This is a genomic window from Planococcus chinensis, assembly GCF_020071995.1.
GTDB lineage: Bacteria > Bacillota > Bacilli > Bacillales_A > Planococcaceae > Planococcus > Planococcus chinensis_A.
Window position 1 is genome coordinate 36,680 of the sequence record NZ_JABWTK010000005.1, and the last position, 26,021, is coordinate 62,700.

Sequence of the window (26,021 nt, forward strand, 5' to 3'; positions counted from 1 at the left end):
TTAGCGACTATGAAACCTTCTTTTTCAAGAAGGTTTTTTTGTATATATAGGAGGGCGAAGAAGATGGGTTTATTAGACGAGCTAAAGACGAGAATACTGACGGCGGACGGAGCGATGGGCACGCTTTTGTATTCTTACGGCATTGAATACTGCAACGAGGAATTGAACCTGCAGCGCCCGGAAATCATTGAAAAGATCCACCAGGAGTATATCCAGGCCGGAGCAGACATTATTCAAACCAATACTTACGGCGGCAATGCTTTGAAGCTTGCGCGCTACGGACTGGAGCACCAGGTCAAGGAAATCAACGAAGCGGCGATCCGCATCGCGAAGCGGGCAGCAGCGGATGGCGGCCAGTTCGTATTTGGAACAATCGGCGGCATCCGGGGCATCCGGAAGAGCGATGCGACACTGGAAGAAATCATTACGATGGTCGACCAGCAAGCCGGTTATTTACTATCGGGCAATCCTGATGCCTTGCTCCTTGAAACGTATTACGATTTTGAAGAACTGGCGGCAACCGTCACGCATTTGCGGAAAGCGACCGATGTGCCGTTGATTGCCCAAGTGTCGATGCACGAACCCGGGATTCTGCAGAACGGCATGGCGCTGAACGATGCACTGCACCAATTGGAAGCGCTCGGTGCAGACATCGTCGGCGTCAACTGCCGCTTAGGCCCGCATCACACCATCCAGGCACTCGAAGAAGTGGCGCTGCCGCAAAAAGCGTTCTTGTCAGCTTATCCGAACGCCAGCTTATTGGATCTAGAAAATGGGCGGGTGGTGTATGAATCGGAAGCCGATTATTTTGGGCGCGCCGGGCTCTTGCTGAGAGAAGAAGGGGCGCGCTTGATCGGCGGGTGCTGCGGCACGACGCCAAAACACATCGAAGCCTTGAAAAAACGCATCGGCCATTTAAAGCCGATTACGGAAAAAGAAGTGGTGAAGAAAAAGCCGATCATCATCCGCGAGGCGGAAGCGCTCGAAGAAGCACCGCTTCACGAGAAAGCGAAAACGGAACGCACGCTGATTGTGGAATTGGATACGCCGCGGCATTTGGATATCACGAAGTTTTTGGAAGGTTCGAAAGCGCTGAATGCAGCAGGCGTTGATGCGGTCACAATGGCGGACAATTCGCTGGCCTCACCCCGCGTCAGCAACCTGGCAATGGGCTCCATCTTGAAGCACCAGGAACAAATCCGGCCGCTTGCGCATATCACTTGCCGCGACCGGAACTTGATCGGTCTGCAGTCGCATTTGATGGGGCTTGATGCACTTGGCATCCATGATATCCTGGCAGTAACGGGAGATCCGACCAAAGTCGGCGATTTCCCCGGAGCGACTAGCGTCTACGATGTTTCCAGCATGGAATTGATCCAGCTGATCAAAAAGCTCAATGAAGGGATTTCGTTTTCCGGGAAGCTGCTGCGCAAAAAAGCGAACTTCTCGGTAGCGGCGGCATTCAATCCGAATGTCCGGGTGCTTGACCGGGCAGTGGCGCGGCTGGAGAAGAAAATCGAAAGCGGCGCGGATTATTTTATTTCGCAGCCGGTTTATACAAAAGAGAAAATCATTGAAATCTACGAAGCTACCAAGCATTTGGAGACGCCGATCTTCCTCGGGGTGATGCCATTGACCAGCATCCGCAGCGCGGAATTCCTGCATAACGAAGTGCCGGGCATCAAGCTGTCGGAAGATGCACTGGAGCGGATGCGTGCATGCGGCGACGACAAGGAGCGCGCTACGGCAGAAGGCATCCAGATCGCTAAGGAATTGATCGATACGGCAGCGGAGTTGTTCAACGGCATTTACGTGATCACGCCATTTTTCCGCTACGATATGTCTCTGGAATTGATCGATTATATCCGCCAACTTGATATACAGAAAGAGAGCGATAACAGCCATGTCAAAACAGCTAATTGAAAAGCAGCTCGAAAAAAGAATATTAATCATTGACGGTGCCATGGGGACGATGATCCAAAACGCCGATTTGTCGGCGGAAGACTTTGGCGGAGAGCAGCTGGACGGCTGCAATGAATACTTGAACATCGTCCGCCCGGATGTCATCGAAGGTGTCCACAATGCCTATTTGGAAGCGGGCGCCGATATTGTCTGTACGAATACATTCGGCGGCACGCCGGTCGTTCTTGATGAATACGGCCTCGGCAGCGAAGCGGCGGAAATCAACCGGCGCGCAGTGGAAATCGCGAAGCGCAGTACGGCCGCTTTTTCCACGCCGGACTGGCCGCGCTTTGTGGCAGGCGCCATCGGACCGACGACAAAAACTTTGTCGGTAACCGGCGGCATCACTTTCGACGAACTGCTGGATAATTTTTACGTGCAGGCTAAAGCGCTCGTTGAAGGCGGCGCGGATTTGATTTTACTCGAGACAAGCCAGGACATGCTCAATGTCAAAGCGGCGACGATCGGCATCAAACGTGCTTTTGAAGAAACCGGCATTGAACTGCCGATCATGATTTCCGGTACGATCGAACCGATGGGGACGACGCTTGCCGGCCAAAGCATCGAAGCGTTCTATATTTCGATTGAACACGTCAAACCCTTGTCGGTCGGCTTGAACTGCGCGACAGGTCCGGAATTCATGACCGACCACATCCGCTCGCTTGCAGAGCTTTCGGACGGCTACGTCAGCTGTTATCCGAATGCTGGCTTGCCGGACGAGGAAGGGCATTACCACGAGACGCCGGAGTCCTTGTCAAAAAAACTCCGCGGTTTTGCGGAAAAAGGCTGGATCAATGTGGTCGGCGGGTGCTGCGGGACGACGCCTGCCCATATTAAAGCCGTCCGGGAAGCGATGGAAGGCTTGGCGCCAAGAAAGCCGGAAGCAGTCGGCCATGGCCACGTGATTTCCGGCATCGAGCCGCTGCAATACGATGAAACGATGCGCCCGCTGTTTATCGGGGAGCGCACCAACGTCATCGGCTCCCGCAAATTCAAGCGCTTGATCATCGACGGACAGTTTGAGGAAGCTTCTGAAATTGCCCGGGCACAAGTGAAAAACGGGGCGCATGTTATCGACATTTGCCTTGCAAACCCGGACCGCGACGAGCTGGAAGACATGACGAATTTCATGAAAGAAGTCGTCAAAAAAGTGAAAGTGCCGCTCGTTATTGATTCCACCGATGAAGATGTGATCGAAGCGGCTTTGAAGTTTTCGCAAGGCAAAGCAATCATTAACTCGATCAACCTGGAAGACGGCGAAGAACGCTTTGATGCGGTCATGCCGATGGTGAAAAAATACGGCGCTGCCGTTGTGGTTGGGACGATTGATGAAGCAGGCATGGCCGTGACGCGCGAACGGAAACTGGAAATCGCGGAACTCTCGTATGATTTATTGACAGGTAAATGGGGGCTGGCGCCGGAAGATATCATTTTCGATCCGCTTGTGTTCCCGGTCGGCACGGGTGACCAGCAATACATCGGCTCGGCCGTGGAAACAATTGAAGGCATCCGCCTGATCAAGAAGAAGTTTCCGGAGTGCTTGACGGTTCTTGGCATCAGCAACGTGTCGTTCGGCTTGCCGCCGGTCGGCCGCGAAGTGCTGAATGCGGTGTATTTGTACCACTGCACGCAGGCAGGGCTGGATTACGCCATCGTCAATACCGAAAAACTGGAGCGCTACGCGTCGATTCCGGAAAAGGAAATCGCCATGGCCGACGAGCTGCTGTTTACGACGACCGACCAGACGCTGGCGGATTTTACCGATTTTTACCGCGACAAGAAAAAGGAAAAGACCGAAGACGACATTCCGAAGACGGTTCCGGAGCGCCTCGCCTATTATATTCTGGAAGGCACGAAAGAAGGGCTCATTCCGGATCTGGAACGGGCGCTCGAGATGTACGATACACCGCTTGATGTCATCAACGGACCGCTCATGGAAGGGATGGCTGAAGTGGGCCGTTTGTTCAATGACAATCAATTGATTGTCGCGGAAGTGCTGCAAAGTGCGGGCGTTATGAAAGCGGCTGTTTCGTTCCTGGAAGGCTTTATGGAGAAAAAAGAAGCAGACGATTCAGGCAAAGGCAAGATTGTACTGGCAACGGTAAAAGGCGACGTCCACGATATCGGCAAAAACCTGGTGGACATCATCCTCAGCAACAACGGCTTTAAAGTGATCGATGTCGGCATCAAAGTGACGCCGGCAACTTTGATCGACGTCATCCGGAAGGAAAAGCCGGATATGGTCGGCTTGTCGGGGCTGCTCGTCAAATCGGCGAAACAGATGGTCATCACGGCGCAGGACTTCAAGGAAGCGGGCATTGATGTGCCGATTCTGGTTGGCGGCGCAGCCTTGTCCCGCCGCTTCACAGAAACGAAAATTGCCGCGGAATACGACGGCCCGGTCATTTACGCGAAAGACGCGATGCAGGGCTTGGACTTGGCGAACCGTCTGCAAAGCGGCGCCGGAAAAGCGGTACTCCTGGAAGAACTCGATGCGCAGCAGGAAAAACGGAAAGCTTCGGAAGCGGCGAAAGCATCGAAACAGGCGGTGGCAGTAGCCGTCCGTCCGGTGAAGACGGTCCGGGAAGATGTGCCGGTCTACAAGCCGCACGATTTGCGCCGGCATGTGTTAAAGGATTATTCGGTGGCGCATTTGTATCCGTACGTCAACATGCGGACGTTGATCGGCCACCATCTCGGCTTGAAAGGATACAACGACAACACGCTCGCGAAGGGCGATCCACGTGCGGTGGAACTGCACGAGCTCGCAACCGGCTTTTTGCAGTCGGGGTTACTTAAGCCATCCGGCATGTATCAATTTTTCCCGGCCCAAAGCGACGGCGATGACGTCATCATTTACAGCCCGGTGGATGCCAAGACTGAAATCGAGCGCTTTACGTTCCCGCGCCAGTCGGTCGAACCGTTCCTGTGCCTCGCGGATTATTTGAAATCCGTCGACAGCGGCGAAATGGATTATGTGGCATTCATGCAAGTGACGGCAGGGCACGGCGTCCGGGATGAGGCGACGCGTTTGAAAGAAGCCGGCAAGTTCCTGGAAAGCCATGCCTTGCAGGCGACGGCGCTGGAACTGGCGGAAGGCTTCGCCGAGCGCATCCATCAGGAAATCCGCGACCAATGGGGCTTCCCGGATGCTACAGATTTCTCGATGCGCGACCGCTTTGCCGCGAAATACCAGGGACAGCGTTTTTCATTCGGCTACCCGGCCTGTCCGAATTTAGAAGACCAGGCGAAACTGTTCGGCTTGATCAAGCCGGAAGACATCGGCGTCCAGTTGACGGAAGAGTACATGATGGACCCGGAAGCTTCGGTGTCGGCGATTGTTTTTGCACATCCGGATGCGCGCTATTTTGTGGTGGATTGATTAAGAGGAAGACTTGCGGATCATATTTCCGAGAAACACCCAATTAAGTGAAAAAAGGGGGCTGTCTAAAAAGCCCAAAACGAAAGGCCAGAGGAGAAAAAGCAATGCTTTTCTCCTCTGGCCTTTTCCTTATTCTATAACGGCTGATGGGAATGGAGGCGGCGACTCCAGCGGGATAGCGAAGTGCCGAAATCCACTCGGACGCGAGTCCGAGTTAGTTCGGCGCAAGCCCGCGGAAAGCGTCCGCCGCAATGGACAGCAGCCTTATTGCATTCTTATTCGTTCGCTTTGTAGATAAAGTAATCAAAATCAGCTGGCAAGTTCTGGCCGGACGTATCCTGGCACTGCATGCCGACAAATGCGCCGGTAAAGAAGCCGCCGCCTTGGATGTAATCATCCGACAGCTTGTGCGAGCCGAACTTGATTGGAATCAAAGTCCAGTTCTCGCCGTCGAATGAATAGGAGTACTGATAGACATCAGCGTTGACGTCCACTTTCATATGCACATACTCCACTTCATCCGGGATAACGATTTCATTGCCTTGCAAAGGCTGGTCGAATGCAAAATTATCGCATACCATAATATCAAGGACGCGTCCTTTTTCTTCATGCCACGTAATCTGCAAAGCCGTCCAGTTTTCGGTGTTGTAGTAGTTGACGAGGCCTGCCGCCTGTTGGAATGTATCCGGGTTGAAGGCCACTTTCGTTTCCGCTGTAAAGTGGAAATGCTGCCAGCGTCTTGCGACAAAAGCTTGCGTGAATTTCGACGTCAGCGATTCTTTGCCGCGGATGCGCAGATGGCCCGGATTTTCTTTCAAGGACACGATGTTTTCGCCAAGCGGAATGCGCAAAGTCTGGAAATGCGGATTCAAGGTTTCTGAATCAAAATCGTCTTTCTCCGGGAAATCGGGTTCCCACTGGACTTCTTCAATCGCAGGGCCTTCGATTTCAAGTGAAGGGGCGTTGCCGCCGACCACATACGGCCAGTCGTTTTTCCATTCCACACGCTGAATCGCCGTTTCGCGCCCGAGTGGGCAGAAGCCGCGCGGATCGAGCAGGGCTTGGCCGGCTCTCGACAACGGGCGCCCCGTCAAATGCACCAGGAACCATTCGTCGGTATGTGTCTGGACAATTGATGCATGCCCGGATTTTTGCAGCGGGTTTCGCGGTGAGAAAAACGACGTGATCAATGGGTTTTCCGGATGCACTTCGTACGGTCCGCGCAAGTCTTTCGAGCGGGCAATCGTCGCCTGGTGATCATATTTCGTACCGCCTTCAGCCGTCAATAAATAATAATAGTCGCCGATTTTATAAAGGTGAGGAGCCTCAACAAGCGCCACATCGGTTCCTTTGAAAATGATTTCCGATTTGCCGACTAATCTTTGCTCTTCAACGCTGTATTCCTGCAGCGAAATACCGTAGAAATTGTGATGGCCCATGCGGTGGTCCCAATACATATTCACCAAGTACTTTTTGCCGGATTCATCGTGGAAAAGGGATGGGTCGAAGCCTGAGCTGTTCAAGTAAATTGGTTCTGACCACTCGCCGTCAATTGTGTCGCATGTAACGAGGTAATTGTGGCAGTCTTTCCACTGGCCTTCGGTCACTTTGACGTCGGTGAAAATCAGCCAGAACTGGCCGTCGCTGTAGGAAAGGGCAGGAGCCCATACGCCGCCGGAATTCGGGTTGCCCATCATGTTCAACTGGCTCAGACGGTTCAATGGACGTGAAATCAAGCGCCAGTTTTTCAAATCTTTTGAGTGGTAAATGCCGACACCGGGGAACCATTCAAATGTAGACACGGCAATGTAATAATCTTCTCCTACCCGGCAGATGCTTGGGTCCGGGTTGAATCCTGTTAAGATGGGATTTTGAATCGTTGTCATTTTTCGTCACCCTTTATGCAGTATTTTGGAAGCCCGCTCATTCCAATATGTAAGTGCTTACAACAATCAGCGGAAAAAGTACCCGAAAAAAAACTAACTCACGACTTCATCTTTCTTCCGGGCGCTAAAGCGTACCGAAAAGGAAAAGATGAATATCGAAAATTAGCAATTCTTCTAAGTTATATTCGATCATACACTACTTAGTCTAATGAGTAAACTAAGTAGTCTGAACCTTTTTTATTAACGCATGACCAGTTTTGGCTGCATGCAGACGCTTAAGAAGTTCTCGATGGAAAACGCGGCTACGCCAAGAGCGGTGGAAAGCGTGCTAAGTTCTGAAAAATTGATTTGCAGATCATTCTGCTGGAACCAGAGCGCCTGGTTCGCGACCCGGTTCGTCAAGGAGTTTTCCAGCCATTCTTTGGAGGATGCCATCCGGTTGCCGATGATCACTTGCTGCGGGTTGAATGTATTGATGATATTGTTGATGCCGACGCCTAAATAATCGCCGGTCTGTTCGAACAGTTCAATGGCTTGTTCATTGCCTTGTTCGGCAAGCTTTAAGAGGTCCGATAAATCGAAATCTGCTTGTTCCGGGCAGATGCCCAATTTTTCGGCACGGTCGATCAACGCTTGTTCTGAGGCAAACAGTTCCCAGCATCCTTGGTTGCCGCAGCGGCATTTCGGGCCATCTATCTGAATTGTCATATGGCCCATTTCGCCTGAAAATCCATTGGCCCCTTTATACAAAGAACCATTCAGGATCAACCCGACGCCAATGCCGATTCCGGCCGAAACGTAGATGATGTTTTCGCATTCTTTGCCGGCTCCGAATTTTTTCTCGCCGTAAGCGCCGGCATTCGCTTCGTTTTCGATGATGACTGGAAGATCGTATTTCTCTTCCAGCACGTTTTTCAAGTTCAGGTTTTTCCAGTTCAAGTTCGGCGCCAGAAGGATTTCGCCGCCTTTGTCGACAATTCCCGGTACGCCGACGCCTATGCCGACAATGCCATGCGGGCTATCGGGAGCGGCGGCCATCAGTTCTTCGATGGTTTCGAACAGCTTGGCTTCAATTGCTTCATAGGACATTTTCTTGTAGCGGGCTTCTTTTTGGCTGACGACATTTCCTTCAAGGTCTGAAAGAATGCCGAGCAGATAATTGACGCCGAGATCGATGCCGATGGTATAGCCCGCCGTCCCGTTGAACAGCAGCATGACAGGCCGTCTGCCGCCGCTTGACTCTCCGGGGCCGGACTCAAAGATCAAGTGATCCTCCAATAAATCGTTGACAAGGGAAGAGACGGTGCCTTTATTCAATCCGGTCTGGCTGGCAACGGCCGCCCTTGAAATCGGATAATCGTTTTTGATTTTGTCGAGCACCAAGGATTTATTTCCTTCTTTCACAACATGATGGTTCCAGGTTTGATTCATGCCTATTTTCATCTGACTCAACTCTTTCTTTAGTTGGTTTTTATGGATGATTCTTTAGTAAATATGTCTTCTTTTCGTGCAAGTGCTTGATTCTATTGATTAATTTAAATCTAACAAACCCGTCGTTATAAAGACAGTATAACCTTAAAATAAAACTTTGTTTATCCACTAGACTAACAAGCTTCCCTTTGCTATAATGAAAACGCATACAACAATTATTCAGAAAATTGTTGTAACAACAAACACGAGATGGGGGAGAAATAATGAAGTTTAAGAAACCGCTTACAATCGCTTTGTCCGCAGTTGTTTCTACAATGTTGTTGGCAGGATGTTCGTCCGACGAAAAAGAATCAGCAAATGCAAGTGGGGATACTGAAATAAAATTTATGCACCTATGGCCTGAGGGAAGTTCGAAAAAGCATTATGACGTTGTCAACAACATCATTGCTGATTACGAAAAAGAAAACGAGGGCGTTAATGTAGATTTGGAAGTATTGAGCAACGAACAATACAAAGATAAGCTTCGTGTTCTCTCCACATCGAAAGAATTGCCGGATGTCGGGCTTACATGGTCAGCAGGGTTCCTTGAGCCGTATGTTGGCGGAAATATGTTCGCACCGCTTGATGATGTAATCGAATCAGATTTGAAAGATGCGTTCGTTCCAGGGACTGCCGAAGCGTATGCTTTGGAGGGGAAAACTTATGGTCTTCCATTAGAACTGAACATTGTAACGCTTTACTATAACGATAAAATGTTCAAAGAGCACGGCCTTGAAGCTCCCAAAACATACGAAGAATTATTGAATGTCGTGAAAGAATTCCGTGCAGACGGCGTCCAGCCGATTGCTTTAGGAAACCGCGATTCATGGACAGGTTCTATGTGGTATATGTACTTGGCTGACCGCATCGCCGGTGCCGAAGGTTTGAACAAAGCCATCGACCGTTCTGGCAGCTTTGAAGATCCAGCGCTTGTGAAAGCTGCTGAAGAAGTGCAGACGCTTGTCGATGCAGGAGCATTCGTTGACGGCTTTAACGGCCTTGCCGATGAAGAAGCGAAGTCGATGTTCATGAGCGGCCAGGCGCCAATGTACTTGATCGCAACTTGGGATCTTCCGAACTACACGACAAACGAAGATGTACCGCAGGAATTCAGAGATTCCGTACAATACTTGAAATTCCCGACTGTTGAAGGTTCTGGCGACATGAACAGCTATGTTGGCGGACCAGGGGTTGGATTGTTCGTCGCTGAAGATTCGGATGTAAAAGAAGAAGCGAAAGACTTTGCTGCTTACTTTGTAAAAGAGTGGGGCGAAAAAGCGGTTACGGAAGCTGGCGTAATTCCGGCTACAAAAGTGGACGCTGAGTCACTTGACCTGCCGCAAATGTACACGGATATCTTGAACGAGCTTAACAATGCAAGCAACATCACATTGTTCGCAGATGTTCAAATGAGCCCGGGTGTAGCACAAACTCACTTGGATTCGATCCAGGCCTTGTTCGGGAAAGAAATGACGCCTGAAGAATTCGGAAAAGCTCACGAAGACGCTCTTTCAAAATAACAGACAATAATTTCATTTTGGCAAATAACAGCAAGGAAGAAGGGGACAGATCCTGAATGTTGGATTGTCCTCTTCTCCTTTCTAAGATATGGAGTTGAATGTGATGAACAAAGTCATGTCCAATAAATTATTTATCGGATTTTATATTGCGCCGGCTCTGTTGCTGATCACCGTATTGATCTTTATTCCTCTCGGCTTGTCCGGATACTACGGATTGATGGAATGGGACGGCATTGGCGCAAAGACATTTATCGGACTGGATAATTATATTGCAGGGATTCAGGACAAGCTGTTCTGGAACAGTGCATTGCACTCGTTTTTGCTGGCCCTTTTCTCAGCATTGAGCTTGGCCGTTTATTTGGTTGTATCGTTCATTTTGGCTTCGAAAATCAAAGGCGCGGATTTGCTGCGCAAAATCTATTTGATTCCGATGCTGTTATCCTCTGTAGCCATCGCCCAGCTTTGGGTGAAAGTCTATAACCCTTCGAACGGTATTTTAAATGCATTTCTTGTTCAGATTGGTGTGGAAAACCCGCCCGCTTGGCTGGCGAATCCATCCATTGTTCTCTTTGCGATTTTCGTGCCGATCCTTTGGCAATATGCCGGATTCTACATATTGATCTATTATGCGGCATTGAAAAATATTCCGGAGTCGCTCATTGAAGCGGCGCGCATTGACGGGGCAACGCCTTTCCAGATTGCTACGCGGATTAAACTGCCGTTGATCAAAGAAGTGGTCAGCGTCACCATCGTCCTTGCGATTGTCGGTTCATTGAAATACTTTGACTTGATTTATGTTATGACGGCCGGCGGACCGAACGGCGCCAGTGAGGTAATGGCGTCTTATATGTACAAACTGGCTTTCTCCAGCTATAACTTTGGATACGGCAGTGCCATCGGGTTCCTGCTTTTGATCATCACATTGATTGTGACGTTCATTATCCGAAAAGTAACCGAAACAAAAGAAAGAATCGAATATTAAGAGGAGGGCTATATAATGAAGCGCATCGGTTATTTACTTCTCTATTTGTCCCTGATTGTCGTAGCGTTATTCCAGATTCTCCCGCTTCTTTGGCTGTTTGTCTTCTCGTTGAAGAGCAACCAGGAAATTTTCGCCGGATCGCCGTTTTCTTTGCCGACGGAATTCCGGTGGGAAAACTACCAGAAAGTTTGGGAAGGCGGCATCAGTACGTATTTCTTCAACAGTGTGTGGATTACTGCGGCGGCTATTATCCTGACGGTGTTGTTTGCCAGCATGGCCACATTCGCAATTACGCGCATGAGATGGAAATTGAGCGGATTGGTGCTCGGCATGATCATGATCGGTTTGATGATTCCGATTCACTCGGCATTGATTCCGTTGTACAGCATGTTCTTGAGCGTCAACTTGATCGACAATCCGCTGGCAATCGTCCTGACGTATACGGCGTATAACCTGCCCATTACGATGATGATTCTGCTCGGCTTTTACTACACCTTGCCGCATGAAATCGAAGAAGCGGCAATCATTGACGGCTGTTCGGTGAACCGGATGTTCTTCCAGGTGATCCTGCCGATGACGACGCCGATCATGGCGACAACCGTTGTCATCAATATGATTTACAACTGGAACGAATTCGTTTTCGTCAATACGTTCATCAGTTCCGAGAAATACAAGACTTTGACAGTCGGCATCCAAAACTTCATCGGCCAGTACATGACCGATTGGGGCGCAATTGGTGCAACACTGATCATCAGTGTGCTGCCGATTATCGTAGCATTCATCTTCTTCAGCAATAAAGTCGTGGAAGGGATTTCTTCCAGCGCTGTGAAAGGTTGAACCCAACAAAAAAGCTTCACTCGATTCAGGAACCGATTCCTGTTGGGTGAAGCTTTTTTTATTCGCTGGATACTTGGCCGCTCCTTTGCTGGGCTTTATCAAAAGCATGAAGGCAGACCCACATCGTGATGAACGCATACAGGCTGCCGCCGAAAATAACCGCGAGCGCCGGCACCAGCTGCATGATGAAAAAGAGCGGCACGAGGCACAGCACAATGATCAAACTGTGGAGCGGATTGACGAGCATGATCAAAAATGCATTTTTGATCACTTTTCCTGGCTTCATATCAAAATGCACAAAAGTCGGGAAGAGGTAGAACAGGAACAAAAGAAACAGCAGCATAAAAGCGAACAATGGAATGTTCGTCCAGCCCAACCCGCTGCCTCCGTTCGCCTGGATGAACAGGATATCGAGGGCAACGAGAGCAGCGATGCTGGCGACAAACAGGCCGATGACATTGCTTTTCCAAAAATCTTTCCGGTAATAGTCCCAAAACGTTTTGAATACAGGTTCATCCGTATTGCCCCGCAGCCACTGCCGGGTGACGGCGAACATGGCTGTCGTGGCCGGGAAAAAACCAAGAACCACTGCGCCGAGCAAAGAAAACACAATCCACAATAAGTTCACGTAAGCAAACCGTGTAATCCATTCTGTAATGCTATAAATAAAACCTCTGGTAGAGTTCATGGGAAACCGCCTTTGTTTGGGTTGATTTATTTTATTATACAAGGAGCAACGGGGAAATACTCCTGCTGATGTTCTGCTGTGAGCACTTAAAGCAGCAGGTGTGGGCAATTGGAAGAACATCGGCGCTTTCTCTTTTCAATAAAAACTTTGTTCAATCAATAGACAAACTAATTGTATATTGTTATAATTGAAAATGAAAGCCTTTACATTTATTTTTCAATTTTATCTTTGAGCTAAGGGTACATAAATATAAAACATTGGAGGCAAAAAACTATGGCATATTTCCAGAATATTAACAAAATCAAATTCGAAGGTGCTTCTTCTACAAATCCATTTGCGTTTAAATTCTATAACCCGGAAGAAAAAGTCGGCGACAAAACGATGGAAGAAATCCTTCGTTATGCAGTTTCTTACTGGCACACATTCACAATGGACGGTTCGGATCCTTTCGGCGCCGGCACGATGAACCGCGCTTGGGACAAATATTCCGGTATGGATTTGGCGAAAGCACGCGTTGAGGCTTCTTTCGAGTTCTACAATAAACTGGACGTTCCGTTTTTCTGCTTCCATGACGTAGATATCGCGCCAGAAGGCAGCAACTTAAGAGAATCCAACCAAAACCTGGATGCCATCGTCGGCATGATCAAGGATTATATGAAAGACAGCAAAGCAAAATTGCTTTGGAATACAGCAAACAACTTCACGCACCCACGCTTTATTCACGGAGCAGCCACTTCAAGCAATGCAGATGTCTTTGCTTATTCGGCCGCGAAAGTGAAAAAAGGCTTGGAAATCGGGAAAGAGCTTGGCGCTGAAAACTATGTGTTCTGGGGCGGCCGCGAAGGCTACGAAACGCTTCTTAACACGAACATGAAATTGGAATTGGATAACTTGGCTCGCTTCTACCACATGGCAGCGGACTATGCGAAAGAAATCGGATTTGATGGCCAGTTCCTGATTGAACCGAAACCAAAAGAGCCGACAACTCACCAATACGATTACGATGTAGCAACTGCTCACGCATTCTTGCAAAACTACGGTCTTCAAGACCTGTTCAAATTCAATATCGAAGCGAACCACGCAACACTTGCAGGACATACATTCGAGCATGAACTTCATTATGCCCGCATCAACAACATGCTTGGTTCAGTCGATGCCAACCAAGGCGATCCGCTTCTTGGATGGGATACAGATGAGTTCCCGACAGACCTTTGGACAACGACGCTTGCAATGTACGAAATCCTTCAAAACGGCGGACTTGGCCGCGGCGGATTGAACTTCGATGCAAAAGTACGCCGTGGTTCATTTGAGCCGGAAGATTTGTTCCATGCCCATATCGCAGGAATGGATGCATTTGCAGTCGGTCTGCGCGTAGCACAGAACTTGATTGATGACAAAGTGTTGGAAAACATTCTTGATGAGCGCTACAGCACATACAAAGAAGGAATCGGCCTGGATATCGTTTCCGGCAACACGGATTTCCACAAACTTGAGCAGTACGCATTTGGCTTGACGGACATTAAACAAACTTCCGGACGCCTTGAGCAAATCAAAGCAACAATCAACCAGTACTTGCTGCAAGCTTTTGCAAAAACAGCAAGCTTCAAATAAGCAATAAGTTTGAACAGGCAGGAGAGCGGTCGCGATGAAATATGTTATTGGAGTAGATTTAGGAACCAGTGCAGTCAAGATTTTGCTTGTTGACCAACTTGGTGAAGTTGTCCGCAGCGTCTCAAAATCATTTGCACTGATCCAGGAAAAAACCGGTTACAGCGAACAAAACCCGCAGGACTGGGTTGAAGGAACAACCGCCGGATTGTTCGAACTGTTAAGCGGCTGGAACGGCAGCGCTGAAGACATCGAGGGCATCAGTTTTTCAGGGCAGATGCACGGGCTTGTGTTGCTGGATGAAAACAACGAAGTACTGCGCCCGGCCATTCTTTGGAATGATACACGGACGACGGCACAATGCCAGCAGATCTACGAGGCAGTCGGTGAGGAACGCTTGCTCGAAATCACCAAGAACCCGGCGCTTGAAGGCTTTACGCTGCCGAAACTGCTGTGGGTAAAAGAGTATGAGCCGGAAATTTACAGCCGGGCGAAAGCCTTCGTACTGCCGAAAGACTATTTGCGCTACAAGATGACCGGCCAGCTGCAGATGGAGTATTCCGATGCAGCCGGCACCCTCCTATTGGATGTCAGCAAGAAAGAATGGAGCACGGAAATCTGCAGCTTGCTCGGGATTGATCCATCGCTTTGCCCGCCGCTTGTTTATTCGCATGAAGAAGTCGGTACGGTTAAAATGGATTATGCAGAAATCACCGGATTAAGTCCTGCGACACGCGTTTTTGCCGGAGGAGCGGATAATGCCTGCGGCGCCATCGGTTCAGGAATTCTGGAAGACGGCAAAACCTTATGCAGCATCGGTACGTCTGGTGTAGTCCTGTCCTATGAAGCAAGCGACGACAAAGATTTTGAAGGCAAAGTCCATTACTTTAACCATGCGGCACCGGATGTTTTCTATACCATGGGTGTCACGCTTGCAGCCGGTTATAGCTTGACTTGGTTCAAAGATGTTTTTGCGGCGGATGAATCCTTTGAAGACTTGCTCGCCGACATCCATTCAGTTCCAGCAGGATCTAACGGGCTGTTGTTTACCCCGTATTTGGTGGGGGAACGCACGCCCCATGCAGATGCGGCTATCCGTGCAAGCTTTATCGGCATGGACGCTTCGCATCAACGGAAAGACTTTGCGCGTGCAGTACTTGAAGGCATCACGTTCTCGTTAAATGAATCTATTGATATTTTCCGCCGCAGCGGCAAAGAAATCGACACCATCGTCTCGATCGGCGGCGGAGCACGCAATGAAGACTGGCTCCAAATGCAAGCCGATATCTTCAATGCAAAAATCGTCAGACTCAATAGCGAACAAGGTCCAGGCATGGGAGCCGCAATGCTCGCAGCCTTTGGATGTGGATGGTTTGCAACATTGAAGGACTGTGCAGACCAGTTTTTGAAAGAAGACCGCCAGTTCCAGCCGATTCCATCCAACGTGGAAACGTATAAAAAACTGTTCGCCATTTATCAGGAAGTTTACGGCCAAACAAAAGAGCTGAATAAAAAACTTTTGGAGTTCCGTAAGTAGTCCATGAAAATAAGAGTCTCAACTTTCAGTTGAGGCTCTTATTTGTAAAGATAATCGCTATATATGTTGAATAAAATAATTATCCTTTTATACAACGCTTCGGTCGCTTTGGGCATGGCTCCCGCCATGAGCCGAAAAGATCACTCGTCTCATAGCTCCGCCTAGCCCCTGGACGCGCCGACGCTGAGAAAGCTTACTATAAGAAAGAGAATCATTTTGAGAGATTCTTGATTATCATTTACTTAGATATGGAGCAAAACAACGGAGACTCCTGCGGGATAGCGAAGTGCCGAACTAACTCGGGCAAAAAGCCCGAGTTAGTTCGGCGCAAGCCCGCGGAAAGCGTAGTTGTTTTGCGGAATATCGACAATACTATTTAATAAGGACAGAAATTAAGAAGTGGGAGTGTGGAGAAATGAATTATCGTCAGATTGGCAGCACCGATTTAAAGGTCAGTGAACTTAGTTTTGGCACATGGGCGATTGGAGGTTCGTGGGGAACCACCAATGACCAGGAGTCATTGAAAGCACTGGATTACGCAATGGGCGAGGGTGTTAACTTTTTCGATACGGCCGATGTATACGGCGATGGCCACAGCGAGGAACTTTTGGCCAAGGCGACCAAAGGCCGCCATTCTGAAATTCACATTGCCACGAAGTTTTGCCGGGCGGGAGACATCCACGATCCGAAAACCTATTCGCTGGAAAGCGTCACCAAATATTGCGAAGACAGCTTGAGACGGCTGGAGCGCGAGCAATTGGACTTATTCCAGATCCATTGCCCGCCGATTGAAATCCTGCAGGATGGCCAAGTGTTTGAAGTGCTTGACCGCTTGAAGGAACAAGGCAAAATCCGCTACTACGGCGTCAGCGTCGAGACCGTAGAAGAAGGTTTGCTGTGCCTGAACAATCCGAACGTCAGCAGTTTGCAGGTAATCTTTAATTTATTCCGCCAGAAACCGCTGGAAGAATTATTCCCGAAAGCCAAAGAACAAGGCGTTGGAATATTGGCGCGCGTGCCGTTGGCCAGTGGATTGCTGACTGGGAAATTCAAGGCGAATGCCGAGTTTGAAGCGGACGACCACCGCAATTTCAACCGCGACGGCGCCGCGTTCAATGTCGGAGAAACATTCGCAGGACTGGAATTCGCTAAAGGCGTTGACCTCAGCAACCAGCTAGGCTGGATTGCAGACGGCCGCGGCAACATGACCCGCGCTGCGTTGAAATGGATTTTGGAACAAGACGCTATTTCTTCAGTTATTCCAGGCTTCAAAACAGTCAAACAAGTAGAAGACAACTTAAAAGCACTCGATGCCAAGGACTTCACTGCAGAAGAGCTGGATAAACTGGCGAACTTCTACCAACAAGAAGTCCACCCAGCAATCCGAGGACCTTATTAATAGAAAAGCGGAAGCTCCTGGTTAGCCCCGACGAGCGCTGGAGGGCTTAGCGTGAATGGCGGTTTATGCCATTCGCAGTAAGACCGAAGCGACCTCGAGGGGCTAGGAGCTGCAGCTGGACAAGAAAAGCGGAAGCTATTCAGAAATATTACACAAGAAACGCAAAACGGGAGGGAATAGAATGGCAGACTTGCAATTGAAGAATGTGAAAAAGGTATACGACAAAGGGGTAGTTTCAGTAAAAGATTTCAACCTTGAAATCCGCGACAAAGAATTCCTGGTACTGGTCGGTCCGTCCGGCTGTGGGAAATCGACGACACTTCGCATGATTGCTGGGCTTGAAGATATCTCGGAAGGTGATTTGTTCATCGGCGGTAAACGTGTCAATGACCTGTCGCCGGCAGACCGCGATATCGCAATGGTGTTCCAGAACTATGCGCTTTACCCGCATATGAGCGTTTACGACAATATGGCGTTTGCGCTGAAGCTGCGCAAATTAAAAAAACCGGAAATCAAAGAACGTGTGGACAATGCGGCGAAGATTTTGGGCCTTGAAGAATATTTGACGCGCAAACCGAAAGCGCTTTCTGGCGGCCAGAGGCAGCGTGTCGCTTTGGGTCGCGCGATTGTCCGCGATGCCGAAGTGTTTTTGATGGATGAGCCGCTTTCCAACCTGGATGCCAAACTCCGTGTGCAAATGCGTGCAGAAATCCAGAAACTCCACAGACGCCTGCAGACAACTACAGTTTACGTGACGCATGACCAAACAGAAGCGATGACGATGGCGACGCGCCTTGTCGTAATGAAAGACGGCGTGATTCAGCAAGTGGGGACGCCGAAAGAAGTATACGATGAGCCGAACAATGTTTTTGTCGGCGGCTTTATCGGCTCGCCGGCGATGAACTTCCTGACCGGCAAACTGGAAGGCGAGCATTTTGTGATGGACACGGTAAAAGTCCGGGTTCCGGAAGCGAAAATGAGTTTATTGCGTGAACAGGGCTACATCGGAAAAGAAGTGATTCTGGGGATCCGGCCGGAAGATATCCATGATGAGCCGCTATTCCTCGATCACTCGCCGGGAACGAAAGTACGTGCATCGATTGAAGTGGCTGAATTGATGGGCTCGGAAATCATCCTTTATTCGAATGTCGCCGGACAGGACTTTATCGCGCGAATCGATGCCCGCTTCAATGTGGAAGCAGGACAGACGATCGACGTGGCGTTTGATTTGAATAAAGCGCATTTCTTTGATCAGGAAACGGAAGAACGCATTAAATAAAAGCTTGGCAAGGAGCGGTAGCTGTCTTGAAATTGAAACCGCTAAAGAGCTGAAAATAGCTCTTTGGCGGATTTTTTTGTTACGATGAATAAATCACAGCTGAAGGGAGATTCGAGATGGAAAAAGTTCGTTGGGGCATCATCAGTACAGCCAATATTGCACAGACGCAATTGATTCCGGCCATTTTCCGGTCAGACAATGCGGCAGCGGCAGCGATTGCAAGCCGCAGCAGCAAAGTCCATGGAATAGCGGCCGCCTTAAATATACCGAAAGCCTACGAAAGCTATGAAGAACTCTTGGACGATCCCGAAATTGACGCGGTTTATATTCCGCTTCCGAATCACTTACATAAAGAATGGGTTTTAAAAGCGGCCGCAAAAGGCAAGCACATCCTTTGCGAAAAACCGGCTGCCCTGAATGCGAAAGAAGCAGAGGAAATGATTCAAGTATGCCAGGCGTCGGGCGTCAAGTTCATGGAAGCATTTATGTACCAGCTGCATCCGCAGCACGCGCGCGTCAAAGAAATCATGGCTTCCGGCGAAATCGGCGACGTCAAACTGATCCGCTCCAGCCATTCGTTCTATCTGGAAAACCGTGAAAGTGATATCCGGATGGATAAATCGATGGGCGGCGGTTCCATCTACGACCTTGGCTGCTACTCAATTCAGGTCATCCGCCACCTGACCGACGCCGAACCAATAGAAGTGCAGGTGGTTTCCGAAAGAGATGCGGCTACAGGCGTTGATATGCTGTCCAGCGCTTACCTGGTGCTCGATAACGGCATGACTGCTATTTTTGATTGCAGTTTTGATATGGTGAGCCGCAACGAATACGAAGTGGTCGGCACAAAAGGAACCATCGAAGTGCCATACGCGTTCCGTCCGGACATCAATGCCGGCATGGGGCTGGTGATTGTCGAAGCCGACGGCGTGGTGCGGCAGGAGAAGATTTACGGCGATCTTTACCGCTTGGAAGTGGAGCATTTTTCTTCGGCGGTATTGGACGATTCAGCGCTTGCGATCATAGCTGAATCAACCATTCAAAATATGCGGGTCATCGATGCCTGCTATAAAGCGAGCGAAACCGGAGAGACGGTTTTGGTGGAAGTGGACTGAGTTTAAGTTCCGGAGAAGTTGAAAAAAGTTCAACGGACCATGAGAAGGGATTGAATGGAATGGAAGTGCAACAGCGTTTATTCGGCCATCTGGAGGGGCGTCCGGTGACTTTGATCACCGCTCAGAACGCCAATGGATTTCGGATGTCGTGCATCGATTGGGGCTGCATCATTACGGAAATACAAGCTCCGGACCAGAACGGCAAATTGGAAAATGTGGTCCTTGGTTTTGATACGCTTGAAGAGTACGGCGACAACCCGCATTTTTTAGGAGCCGTGGCGGGCCGTTTTGCCGGCAGGATCAAAGGCGGCGCTTTCAAGCTGGACGGCAAAGACTATCAGCTCGCAGCGAATGCCAACGGACACCATCTGCACGGCGGCACTAAAGGGTTCAGCCATGTATTGTGGGATTCGAATGTCATTCATAATGGAAATGAAGCCCGTATTGAATTTACATACTTGAGTCCGGACGGGGAAGAAGGCTATCCGGGGAACCTTGAACTGAAAGTGACTTATACGATTACTGACGATGCGAATGATCTGCTTATTAGTTATTCAGCTATTTCCGATCAAACCACTTTAGTGAATTTGACCAATCACAGTTACTTCAATTTGAGTGGCGATTTAAAAGAAGATGTCTTAAGCCATCGCCTGACGCTCGACAGCAGCGAGTTTCTGGAACTCGACGAAGAATTGATTCCGACTGGGGAAGCCATGCCGGTCGACCGTTCGGTGTTCGATTTCCGCGAAGGCCGGAACATCCACGACGGAACAGTATCGGGCGACCCGCAAAACCTTCAGGCCGGCTGCGGATACGACCATCCGTTTCTGCTCGACAGCAGCCAGCAGGAAGAAATTGTGCTTGAACACGGAGCGAGCGGCCGGAAGCTGACCGTCGAAACGACGGAACCGGCAGTCGTGCTTTACACGGGCAACGGTCTGGAAGGCCCCGACGTATACCGGGGAACGAAAGCCTGCAATTACTTGGGGCTATGCCTGGAAACACAAGGCTTGCCGGATTCGATCCACCATCCGCATTTTCCTTCTGCCGTATTGAAGGCAGGCGAACGCTACACGAGCGAAACCCGCTATTCGTTTGGCGTTATGAATGAATCGTAATTGGCTATAGTCAGCGCCGGCTCCCATTGCTTGGGAGTTGGCGCTTTTCTTTTGTTTTCGGTATGGTAAGAAGAGTAAAAAGATAAAGAAAAGGGGGAGTCCGATGTTTGCATTGAATATCCTGGACTACTCGCCGATCGATGAAGGGTCTTCGGCGCGCGAAGCCCTGCTTCAGACGACCGAACTGGCAAAGCTTGCCGAAAGCATGGGCTATAAACGCTTTTGGGTAGCGGAACACCATAAAGTCATGTCGGTTGCGGGAAGCACGCCGGAAATGCTGATGATGCATTTGGCGGCTTCGACTTCGTCGATCCGGATCGGCTCGGGCGGCGTGATGCTGCCGCATTACAGCGCCTACAAAGTGGCTGAAAATTTCCGGATGCTTGAAGCGATCCATCCGGACCGCATCGATCTTGGAATCGGGCGTTCGCGCAGCTATCTGAAAGTCAATCAGGCGCTGAATGGCAATAAACAAATTTCCTATGATCAGCAAATAGACGATCTACAGCACTATCTGACCGACTCGGGCGAACTGGTTGCCACGCCGGTTATTGAGACGGCACCGGAACTTTGGCTGCTCGGGACAGGCGGAGGCAGTGCAGAACTGGCGGCTGAGAAAGGCACCGCTTACGCATATGCCCATTTTGCCCGGCCTGCTGCATCCGGTGTAGAAGTGGTGAAAACGTACCGTGACAGCTTCCAGCCGTCGAAGCTTTTGGACAAGCCGAAAGTCATCCTCGCGGTGTTTGCCGTTGTCGCAGAAACCGCCGAGGAAGCGGAAGAAATCGCGAAAGCTTTTGATTTGTGGCTGCTGTTCGTGGAGTCGGACATGCCGCCTCCGTATTACCCGTCCATCGAAACGGCAAAAGCGCGCGGCTTTAGTGCGCGTGAACAGGAAAAAGTCGACAAGAACCGCCAGCGTATGATCATCGGCGATGCAGAAACTGTGAAGGCTGAAATCGAGCGTATTGCCGAACAGTTTAAGGCCGACGAAGTGACGATCATCCCGAATATTTCCGGTGCAAAAAACCGGATGAACGGCATCCGCCTGCTCGCTGAAGCTTTCGGTCTTTCCAAAAAATGAAACCTTTTCTGCCGGTTAGCGTAGTATGAATAAATTCAGTATAAGGGGAGACGGCGGATGGAGAAAAAGAGGCGGAGAAAAGACAAAAAAGATCGCTGGCGGATTTGGGATGTGGTTGAATTCTTTCTCGAGCTGCTGGATCTTATTTTGTACATTCCAAGGCTCATCATTCGGGTTGTGCGGGAGTTTTAAAAACTTCATAGAGTTGAAAAGCATTCAAAAACGGCTAGCTGTTTTTGAATGCCTTTTTATTTTTATAAATAGCGCGAGTAAACCGGCTAAAAGAAAAACGCTACTCATCCCACAATCCGCTTATAGAAAAGAACAGCAGCTTCATGCTAGAAGTTCTCCGGCGTTTTAAATTTCGGGCTTAACGGGTAGAGATAGAGACGGAATAAATGAGCAAGCAGCTTGTCTGGCAAAAACTTTGTGCTGAAAGCTGTTAAACCAAAAAGGAGTGTTAGTTAAGATGATGACAACCGACTTTTCACGGCTTTATTTTGAAGGGAAATGGCAGAACGGATCGAGCGAAAATATGATGAAAAACACGAACCCCTATTCAGGAGAAGAACTAGTGACAATTCAGGCGGCCGATAAAGATGATTTGGACCGCGCCTATAAAGCGGCGGCGGAAGCGCAAGTCGAGTGGGCGAAGGAATTGCCGCAGAACAAGCGCAAAGTCCTGGAAAAAGTGGAAGAGGTCATGATGGAAAATAAGGAATTCATTATCGACTGGCTGATCAAAGAAGCCGGCAGTACCTATATGAAAGCCGCGACGGAATTCGGGGCAGCCTTGAACGTCGTAAAAGAAGTATCGGCATTTCCATTCAAGATGGAAGGCAAGATTTTGCCTTCCCAGACGGCTGGTAAGGAAAATCGGATTTACCGCAACCCAATCGGGGTCATTGGGGTCATCAGCCCTTGGAACTTCCCGTTCCATTTGGCGATGCGTTCGATTGCGCCTGCGTTGGCAACCAGCAACGGCGTCGTGGTGAAACCGGCGACGGATACACCAGTGACCGGCGGGCTGCTCTTTGCGAGCATTTTTGAAGCGGCCGGATTGCCGAAAGGGCTATTGAATGTCATCGTCGGACGCGGTTCGGAAATCGGCGACGATATCGTCAAGCATCCGATTCCCCGCTTTATTTCGTTTACGGGGTCGACGCCGGTAGGGAAGCGCATCGGAGAATTGGCAGGCGGCAACCTGAAAAAGACGGCGCTTGAACTTGGCGGCAACAATGCGTTTATCGTACTTGATGACGCCGATATCGATTACGCGGTCAATTCAGCGCTGTTCGGCAAGTTTTACCACCAAGGCCAGATTTGTATGGCAACTAACCGGATTTTTGTTCATGAAGACCGCTACGAAGAATTCGCTGAGCTGTTTGTGGAGCGGGCGAAGAAGCTGAAATACGGCAATCCGGCGGAAAAAGATACGCACGTCGGACCGCTGATCAACCGGGATCAGGCCGACCGCATTTTGCTGGATATTAAAGAAAGCGTGGAACGCGGAGCGGAATTGCTGCTTGGCGGTGAATGCGACGGTAACGTTATGCAGCCGACGGTACTCGGTGCAGGCACGAACGATATGCCGATTGCAGAAAACGAGATCTTTGGACCGGTTGCCGTGCTGATTCCATTTAGCAGCGACGACGAAGCAGTCGAAATGGTCAATGCATTCCCTTACGGTTTGAGCGGCGCCGTCCATTCTTCCAATATCGAACGCGGCACGCAATTTGCCCATAAAATCAACACCGGCATGATCCATGTGAACGACCAATCGGTCAACGACGAGGCACATGTGCCGTTCGGCGGCGAAAAAGAATCCGGCCTGGGCCGTTTCAACGGCGACTGGATCCTGGAAGAATTCACAACGATGAAGTGGATTTCCGTTCAGCATACGCCGCGCGATTACGGACCGTTTATTGAAGAATTGAAGTAAAGCTGAAACGAATAAATGCTAAACGCAAATTTAGAGCCATCGCAAATTTCTCAAATGAGCATTTACAGTAATCTTTAACAAGTTTAAAGTGAAAAAGAAAACGAATGAGTTATATGGAAATGGAGCTGAGGTACCAATGGCAACAAGCAAAACGGCAATTATAACAGGTGCAAGCAGCGGCATCGGACAAGCGGCTGCAAAAGAGCTGGCAAGCAGAGGGTTTGCCGTCATGCTGGCAGCGCGCCGGGAAGATCGCCTCGAAGAACTGAAAAAAGAAATCGAAGAAGCGGGCGGACAGGCAGCATATAAAGTGACGGACGTTACTTCATCCGAAGAGATGAAAGCTCTGGCGGAAGCAGCCATTGAACAATTCGGCCAGATTGACGTGCTGGTCAACAACGCTGGCTTGATGCCTTTGTCTTATATGAACAAACTGAAGATCGAAGAATGGGACAAAATGGTCGATGTGAATATCAAAGGTGTGCTGTATGGCATCGCTGCCGTTCTTCCGCATATGGAAGAACGCCGGGAAGGGCATATCGTCAATATTTCGTCGGTTGCCGGACATGACATTACGCCGGGCAGCGCAGTTTACAGCGGAACGAAGTTTGCCGTCCGTGCCATTACGGAAGGCCTTCGCCAGGAACTGAGCCCAGATATGAACATCCGGGCGACGATTGTATCCCCAGGGGCCGTCGCTACGGAATTGACGGATACCATTACCGATCAGGACATCCTGGACGGTTTTGCGAGCGGCAATCCGATGAAGTTCCTGGAAGCGGAAGATATCGCCCGCGCCATCGGCTATGCAGTCGAACAGCCGGATTACGTCGACGTCAATGAAATCCTGATCCGTCCGCGGCAGCAGAAATAAAACTTTGTACATTTGAATAATCCAGCTACAAGGCCGTTCTGAAAAGTCAGGACGGCCTTTTTGCCTTTTCTGGAAATTCACTTTTGCCATTGGACAGAGCAAATGGCCTTCATGGATGATTGAAGTTTCTCTTTATGGGATAATTGGAAAAAAGGGGTGTGGAAATTGAAGGAATGGATCAATCAGCAAGAACCCAGTATGCTTGAATTAATTGAAACACTCGTCAATATTGACAGCGGCTCTTACATAAAACAAGGCATCGACAAGGTCGGAAACATATTGCGTGAAGAATATGCAAAAATCGGCTTTGAGACGGAAGTCCACGAACAGCAAAAGCTCGGCAATAACCTGCTTATCCGCCATCCGGAAGCGGTGAATCCGGAAATTTTACTGATTGCCCATATGGATACGGTATTTGGAGAAGGCACGGTGGCAGGGCGGCCGTTTTCGCGAAAAGGCGATTATGCTTACGGACCGGGCGTCATCGACATGAAAGCGAGCCATGCCACGACTTTGTATGCGTTGAAAGCATTGATGGAAAGCGGCAGCGAAGCCTTTAAAAACGTCGAATTGATTTTGAATACGGACGAGGAAATCGGTTCGATCGCTTCCCGGGAACTGATCGAACGAGTGGCAAAAACGAAGAAATACGCTTTGATTTTGGAACCTGCCCAAAATGGCCATTTGGTCAGCGAGCGAAAAGGCGGCGGCAAGTATTTTCTGAAAGTGCATGGCAAATCGGCACATGCCGGCATCGAGCCGGAAAACGGCATCAGCGCAATTGAAGAGCTGGCACGAAAAATCCTGAAACTGCATGCGTTGACCGATTGGGAAAAAGGCATCAATGTCAATGTCGGTTTGATCAGCGGCGGCACCTCCGTCAATACGATTGCACCGTTTGCGGAAGCGGCAATTGATGTGCGAATTGAAACATGGGAAGACGGCGACGCAGTGGATTCGGCAATCAAGGAAATCTGCAGCTATTCGGAAATTCCCGGAACCCGGCTGGAACTGACCGGCAATATCACGCGCCCAGCATGGAATTTAACAGCAGAAGCGGAAGCGCTGATTGCCATTATCACAGAAGAAGGACAGAAAATCGGGCTCGAGCTGTCGCATGAAAAGAGCGGCGGCGGATCGGATGCCAATCTGACCAGTTTCGCCGGGATTCCGTCAATCGACGGGCTTGGCCCAGTCGGAGCGGATGCCCACCAGGAATCGGAGTACTTGTATATTCCTTCGCTGACAGAACGGACACTGCTCCTCGCCAATGTCATCGAAAGGCTGAGCAGTAAATAAGTTCTTGATTGCGGGAAAAAACATTCTCCTATAATATTC

General features: G+C 49.6%; 19 protein-coding genes. 16 read left to right on the forward strand and 3 right to left on the reverse strand.

Annotation, left to right across the window (positions count from 1 at the left end):
- The first annotated feature begins 63 nt into the window (after positions 1-63).
- Both HU147_RS09540 and metH read left to right on the forward strand, forming a co-directional pair.
- Positions 64-1,923, forward strand: coding sequence for a bifunctional homocysteine S-methyltransferase/methylenetetrahydrofolate reductase (locus tag HU147_RS09540; protein WP_224076019.1), 1,860 nt, complete (start codon positions 64-66; stop codon positions 1,921-1,923).
- Positions 1,904-5,344 (forward strand): methionine synthase, encoded by a 3,441-nt coding sequence (metH, locus tag HU147_RS09545; protein WP_224076020.1) that lies wholly within the window; start codon positions 1,904-1,906, stop codon positions 5,342-5,344. The genes HU147_RS09540 and metH overlap by 20 nt, the downstream gene beginning before the upstream one ends.
- A 275-nt stretch (positions 5,345-5,619) precedes the next feature.
- Here metH and HU147_RS09550 read toward each other — a convergent pair whose 3' ends face one another.
- Both HU147_RS09550 and HU147_RS09555 read right to left on the reverse strand, forming a co-directional pair.
- Positions 5,620-7,230, reverse strand: a complete 1,611-nt coding sequence (locus HU147_RS09550; RefSeq protein ID WP_224076021.1) for a glycoside hydrolase family 43 protein — start codon at positions 7,228-7,230, stop codon at positions 5,620-5,622.
- Positions 7,231-7,470: 240 nt separating this feature from the next.
- Positions 7,471-8,661: an ROK family protein gene (locus HU147_RS09555; RefSeq protein ID WP_224076022.1), complete on the reverse strand. Its 1,191-nt coding sequence runs from the start codon at positions 8,659-8,661 to the stop codon at positions 7,471-7,473.
- Positions 8,662-8,924: 263 nt separating this feature from the next.
- Here HU147_RS09555 and HU147_RS09560 point away from each other — a divergent pair, with 263 nt between their 5' ends.
- The 3 genes from HU147_RS09560 to HU147_RS09570 all read left to right on the forward strand — a co-directional run bounded on the left by HU147_RS09560 (position 8,925) and on the right by HU147_RS09570 (position 12,039).
- Positions 8,925-10,220, forward strand: coding sequence for an extracellular solute-binding protein (locus HU147_RS09560; protein WP_224076023.1), 1,296 nt, complete (start codon positions 8,925-8,927; stop codon positions 10,218-10,220).
- 103 nt (positions 10,221-10,323) lie between these two features.
- Positions 10,324-11,202: a carbohydrate ABC transporter permease gene (locus HU147_RS09565; protein WP_224076024.1), complete on the forward strand. Its 879-nt coding sequence runs from the start codon at positions 10,324-10,326 to the stop codon at positions 11,200-11,202.
- Positions 11,203-11,217: 15 nt separating this feature from the next.
- Positions 11,218-12,039 carry a carbohydrate ABC transporter permease gene (locus HU147_RS09570; RefSeq protein WP_224076025.1) on the forward strand — a complete coding sequence of 274 codons (822 nt, stop codon included), beginning with the start codon at positions 11,218-11,220 and terminating at the stop codon, positions 12,037-12,039.
- 58 nt (positions 12,040-12,097) lie between these two features.
- Here the strand turns inward: HU147_RS09570 and HU147_RS09575 are convergent, their stop codons facing one another.
- Positions 12,098-12,727 carry a YesL family protein gene (locus HU147_RS09575; RefSeq protein ID WP_224076026.1) on the reverse strand — a complete coding sequence of 210 codons (630 nt, stop codon included), beginning with the start codon at positions 12,725-12,727 and terminating at the stop codon, positions 12,098-12,100.
- Between the two features lie 273 nt (positions 12,728-13,000).
- Between HU147_RS09575 and xylA the strand changes: the two genes are divergently transcribed.
- The 11 genes from xylA (at position 13,001) to HU147_RS09630 (ending at position 25,982) form a co-directional block, all read left to right on the forward strand.
- On the forward strand, positions 13,001-14,338 hold the full coding sequence (gene xylA, locus HU147_RS09580) for a xylose isomerase (protein ID WP_074509988.1): 1,338 nt from the start codon (positions 13,001-13,003) through the stop codon (positions 14,336-14,338).
- Between the two features lie 34 nt (positions 14,339-14,372).
- Complete coding sequence (gene xylB / locus HU147_RS09585) at positions 14,373-15,872, forward strand: xylulokinase (protein WP_224076027.1); 1,500 nt, start codon at positions 14,373-14,375, stop codon at positions 15,870-15,872.
- Positions 15,873-16,287: 415 nt separating this feature from the next.
- Positions 16,288-17,271, forward strand: a complete 984-nt coding sequence (locus HU147_RS09590; protein WP_224076028.1) for an aldo/keto reductase — start codon at positions 16,288-16,290, stop codon at positions 17,269-17,271.
- A gap of 181 nt (positions 17,272-17,452) precedes the next feature.
- Positions 17,453-18,550 (forward strand): ABC transporter ATP-binding protein, encoded by a 1,098-nt coding sequence (locus HU147_RS09595; protein WP_224076029.1) that lies wholly within the window; start codon positions 17,453-17,455, stop codon positions 18,548-18,550.
- Between the two features lie 116 nt (positions 18,551-18,666).
- Positions 18,667-19,665, forward strand: a complete 999-nt coding sequence (locus HU147_RS09600; RefSeq protein WP_224076030.1) for a Gfo/Idh/MocA family protein — start codon at positions 18,667-18,669, stop codon at positions 19,663-19,665.
- A 59-nt stretch (positions 19,666-19,724) separates the two neighbouring features.
- Entirely contained in the window at positions 19,725-20,783 is a 1,059-nt protein-coding gene (locus HU147_RS09605) for an aldose epimerase family protein (RefSeq protein ID WP_224076031.1), read from the forward strand.
- Positions 20,784-20,886: 103 nt separating this feature from the next.
- Positions 20,887-21,867: an LLM class flavin-dependent oxidoreductase gene (locus HU147_RS09610; RefSeq protein WP_224076032.1), complete on the forward strand. Its 981-nt coding sequence runs from the start codon at positions 20,887-20,889 to the stop codon at positions 21,865-21,867.
- A 25-nt stretch (positions 21,868-21,892) separates the two neighbouring features.
- Positions 21,893-22,228 carry a hypothetical protein gene (locus HU147_RS09615; RefSeq protein ID WP_224076033.1) on the forward strand — a complete coding sequence of 112 codons (336 nt, stop codon included), beginning with the start codon at positions 21,893-21,895 and terminating at the stop codon, positions 22,226-22,228.
- Between the two features lie 111 nt (positions 22,229-22,339).
- Positions 22,340-23,809 carry an aldehyde dehydrogenase family protein gene (locus HU147_RS09620; RefSeq protein WP_224076239.1) on the forward strand — a complete coding sequence of 490 codons (1,470 nt, stop codon included), beginning with the start codon at positions 22,340-22,342 and terminating at the stop codon, positions 23,807-23,809.
- Between the two features lie 136 nt (positions 23,810-23,945).
- Positions 23,946-24,683, forward strand: a complete 738-nt coding sequence (locus HU147_RS09625; protein WP_224076034.1) for an SDR family oxidoreductase — start codon at positions 23,946-23,948, stop codon at positions 24,681-24,683.
- Between the two features lie 156 nt (positions 24,684-24,839).
- Positions 24,840-25,982, forward strand: a complete 1,143-nt coding sequence (locus HU147_RS09630) for a M20 family metallopeptidase (protein WP_317985510.1) — start codon at positions 24,840-24,842, stop codon at positions 25,980-25,982.
- Positions 25,983-26,021: the final 39 nt, after the last annotated feature.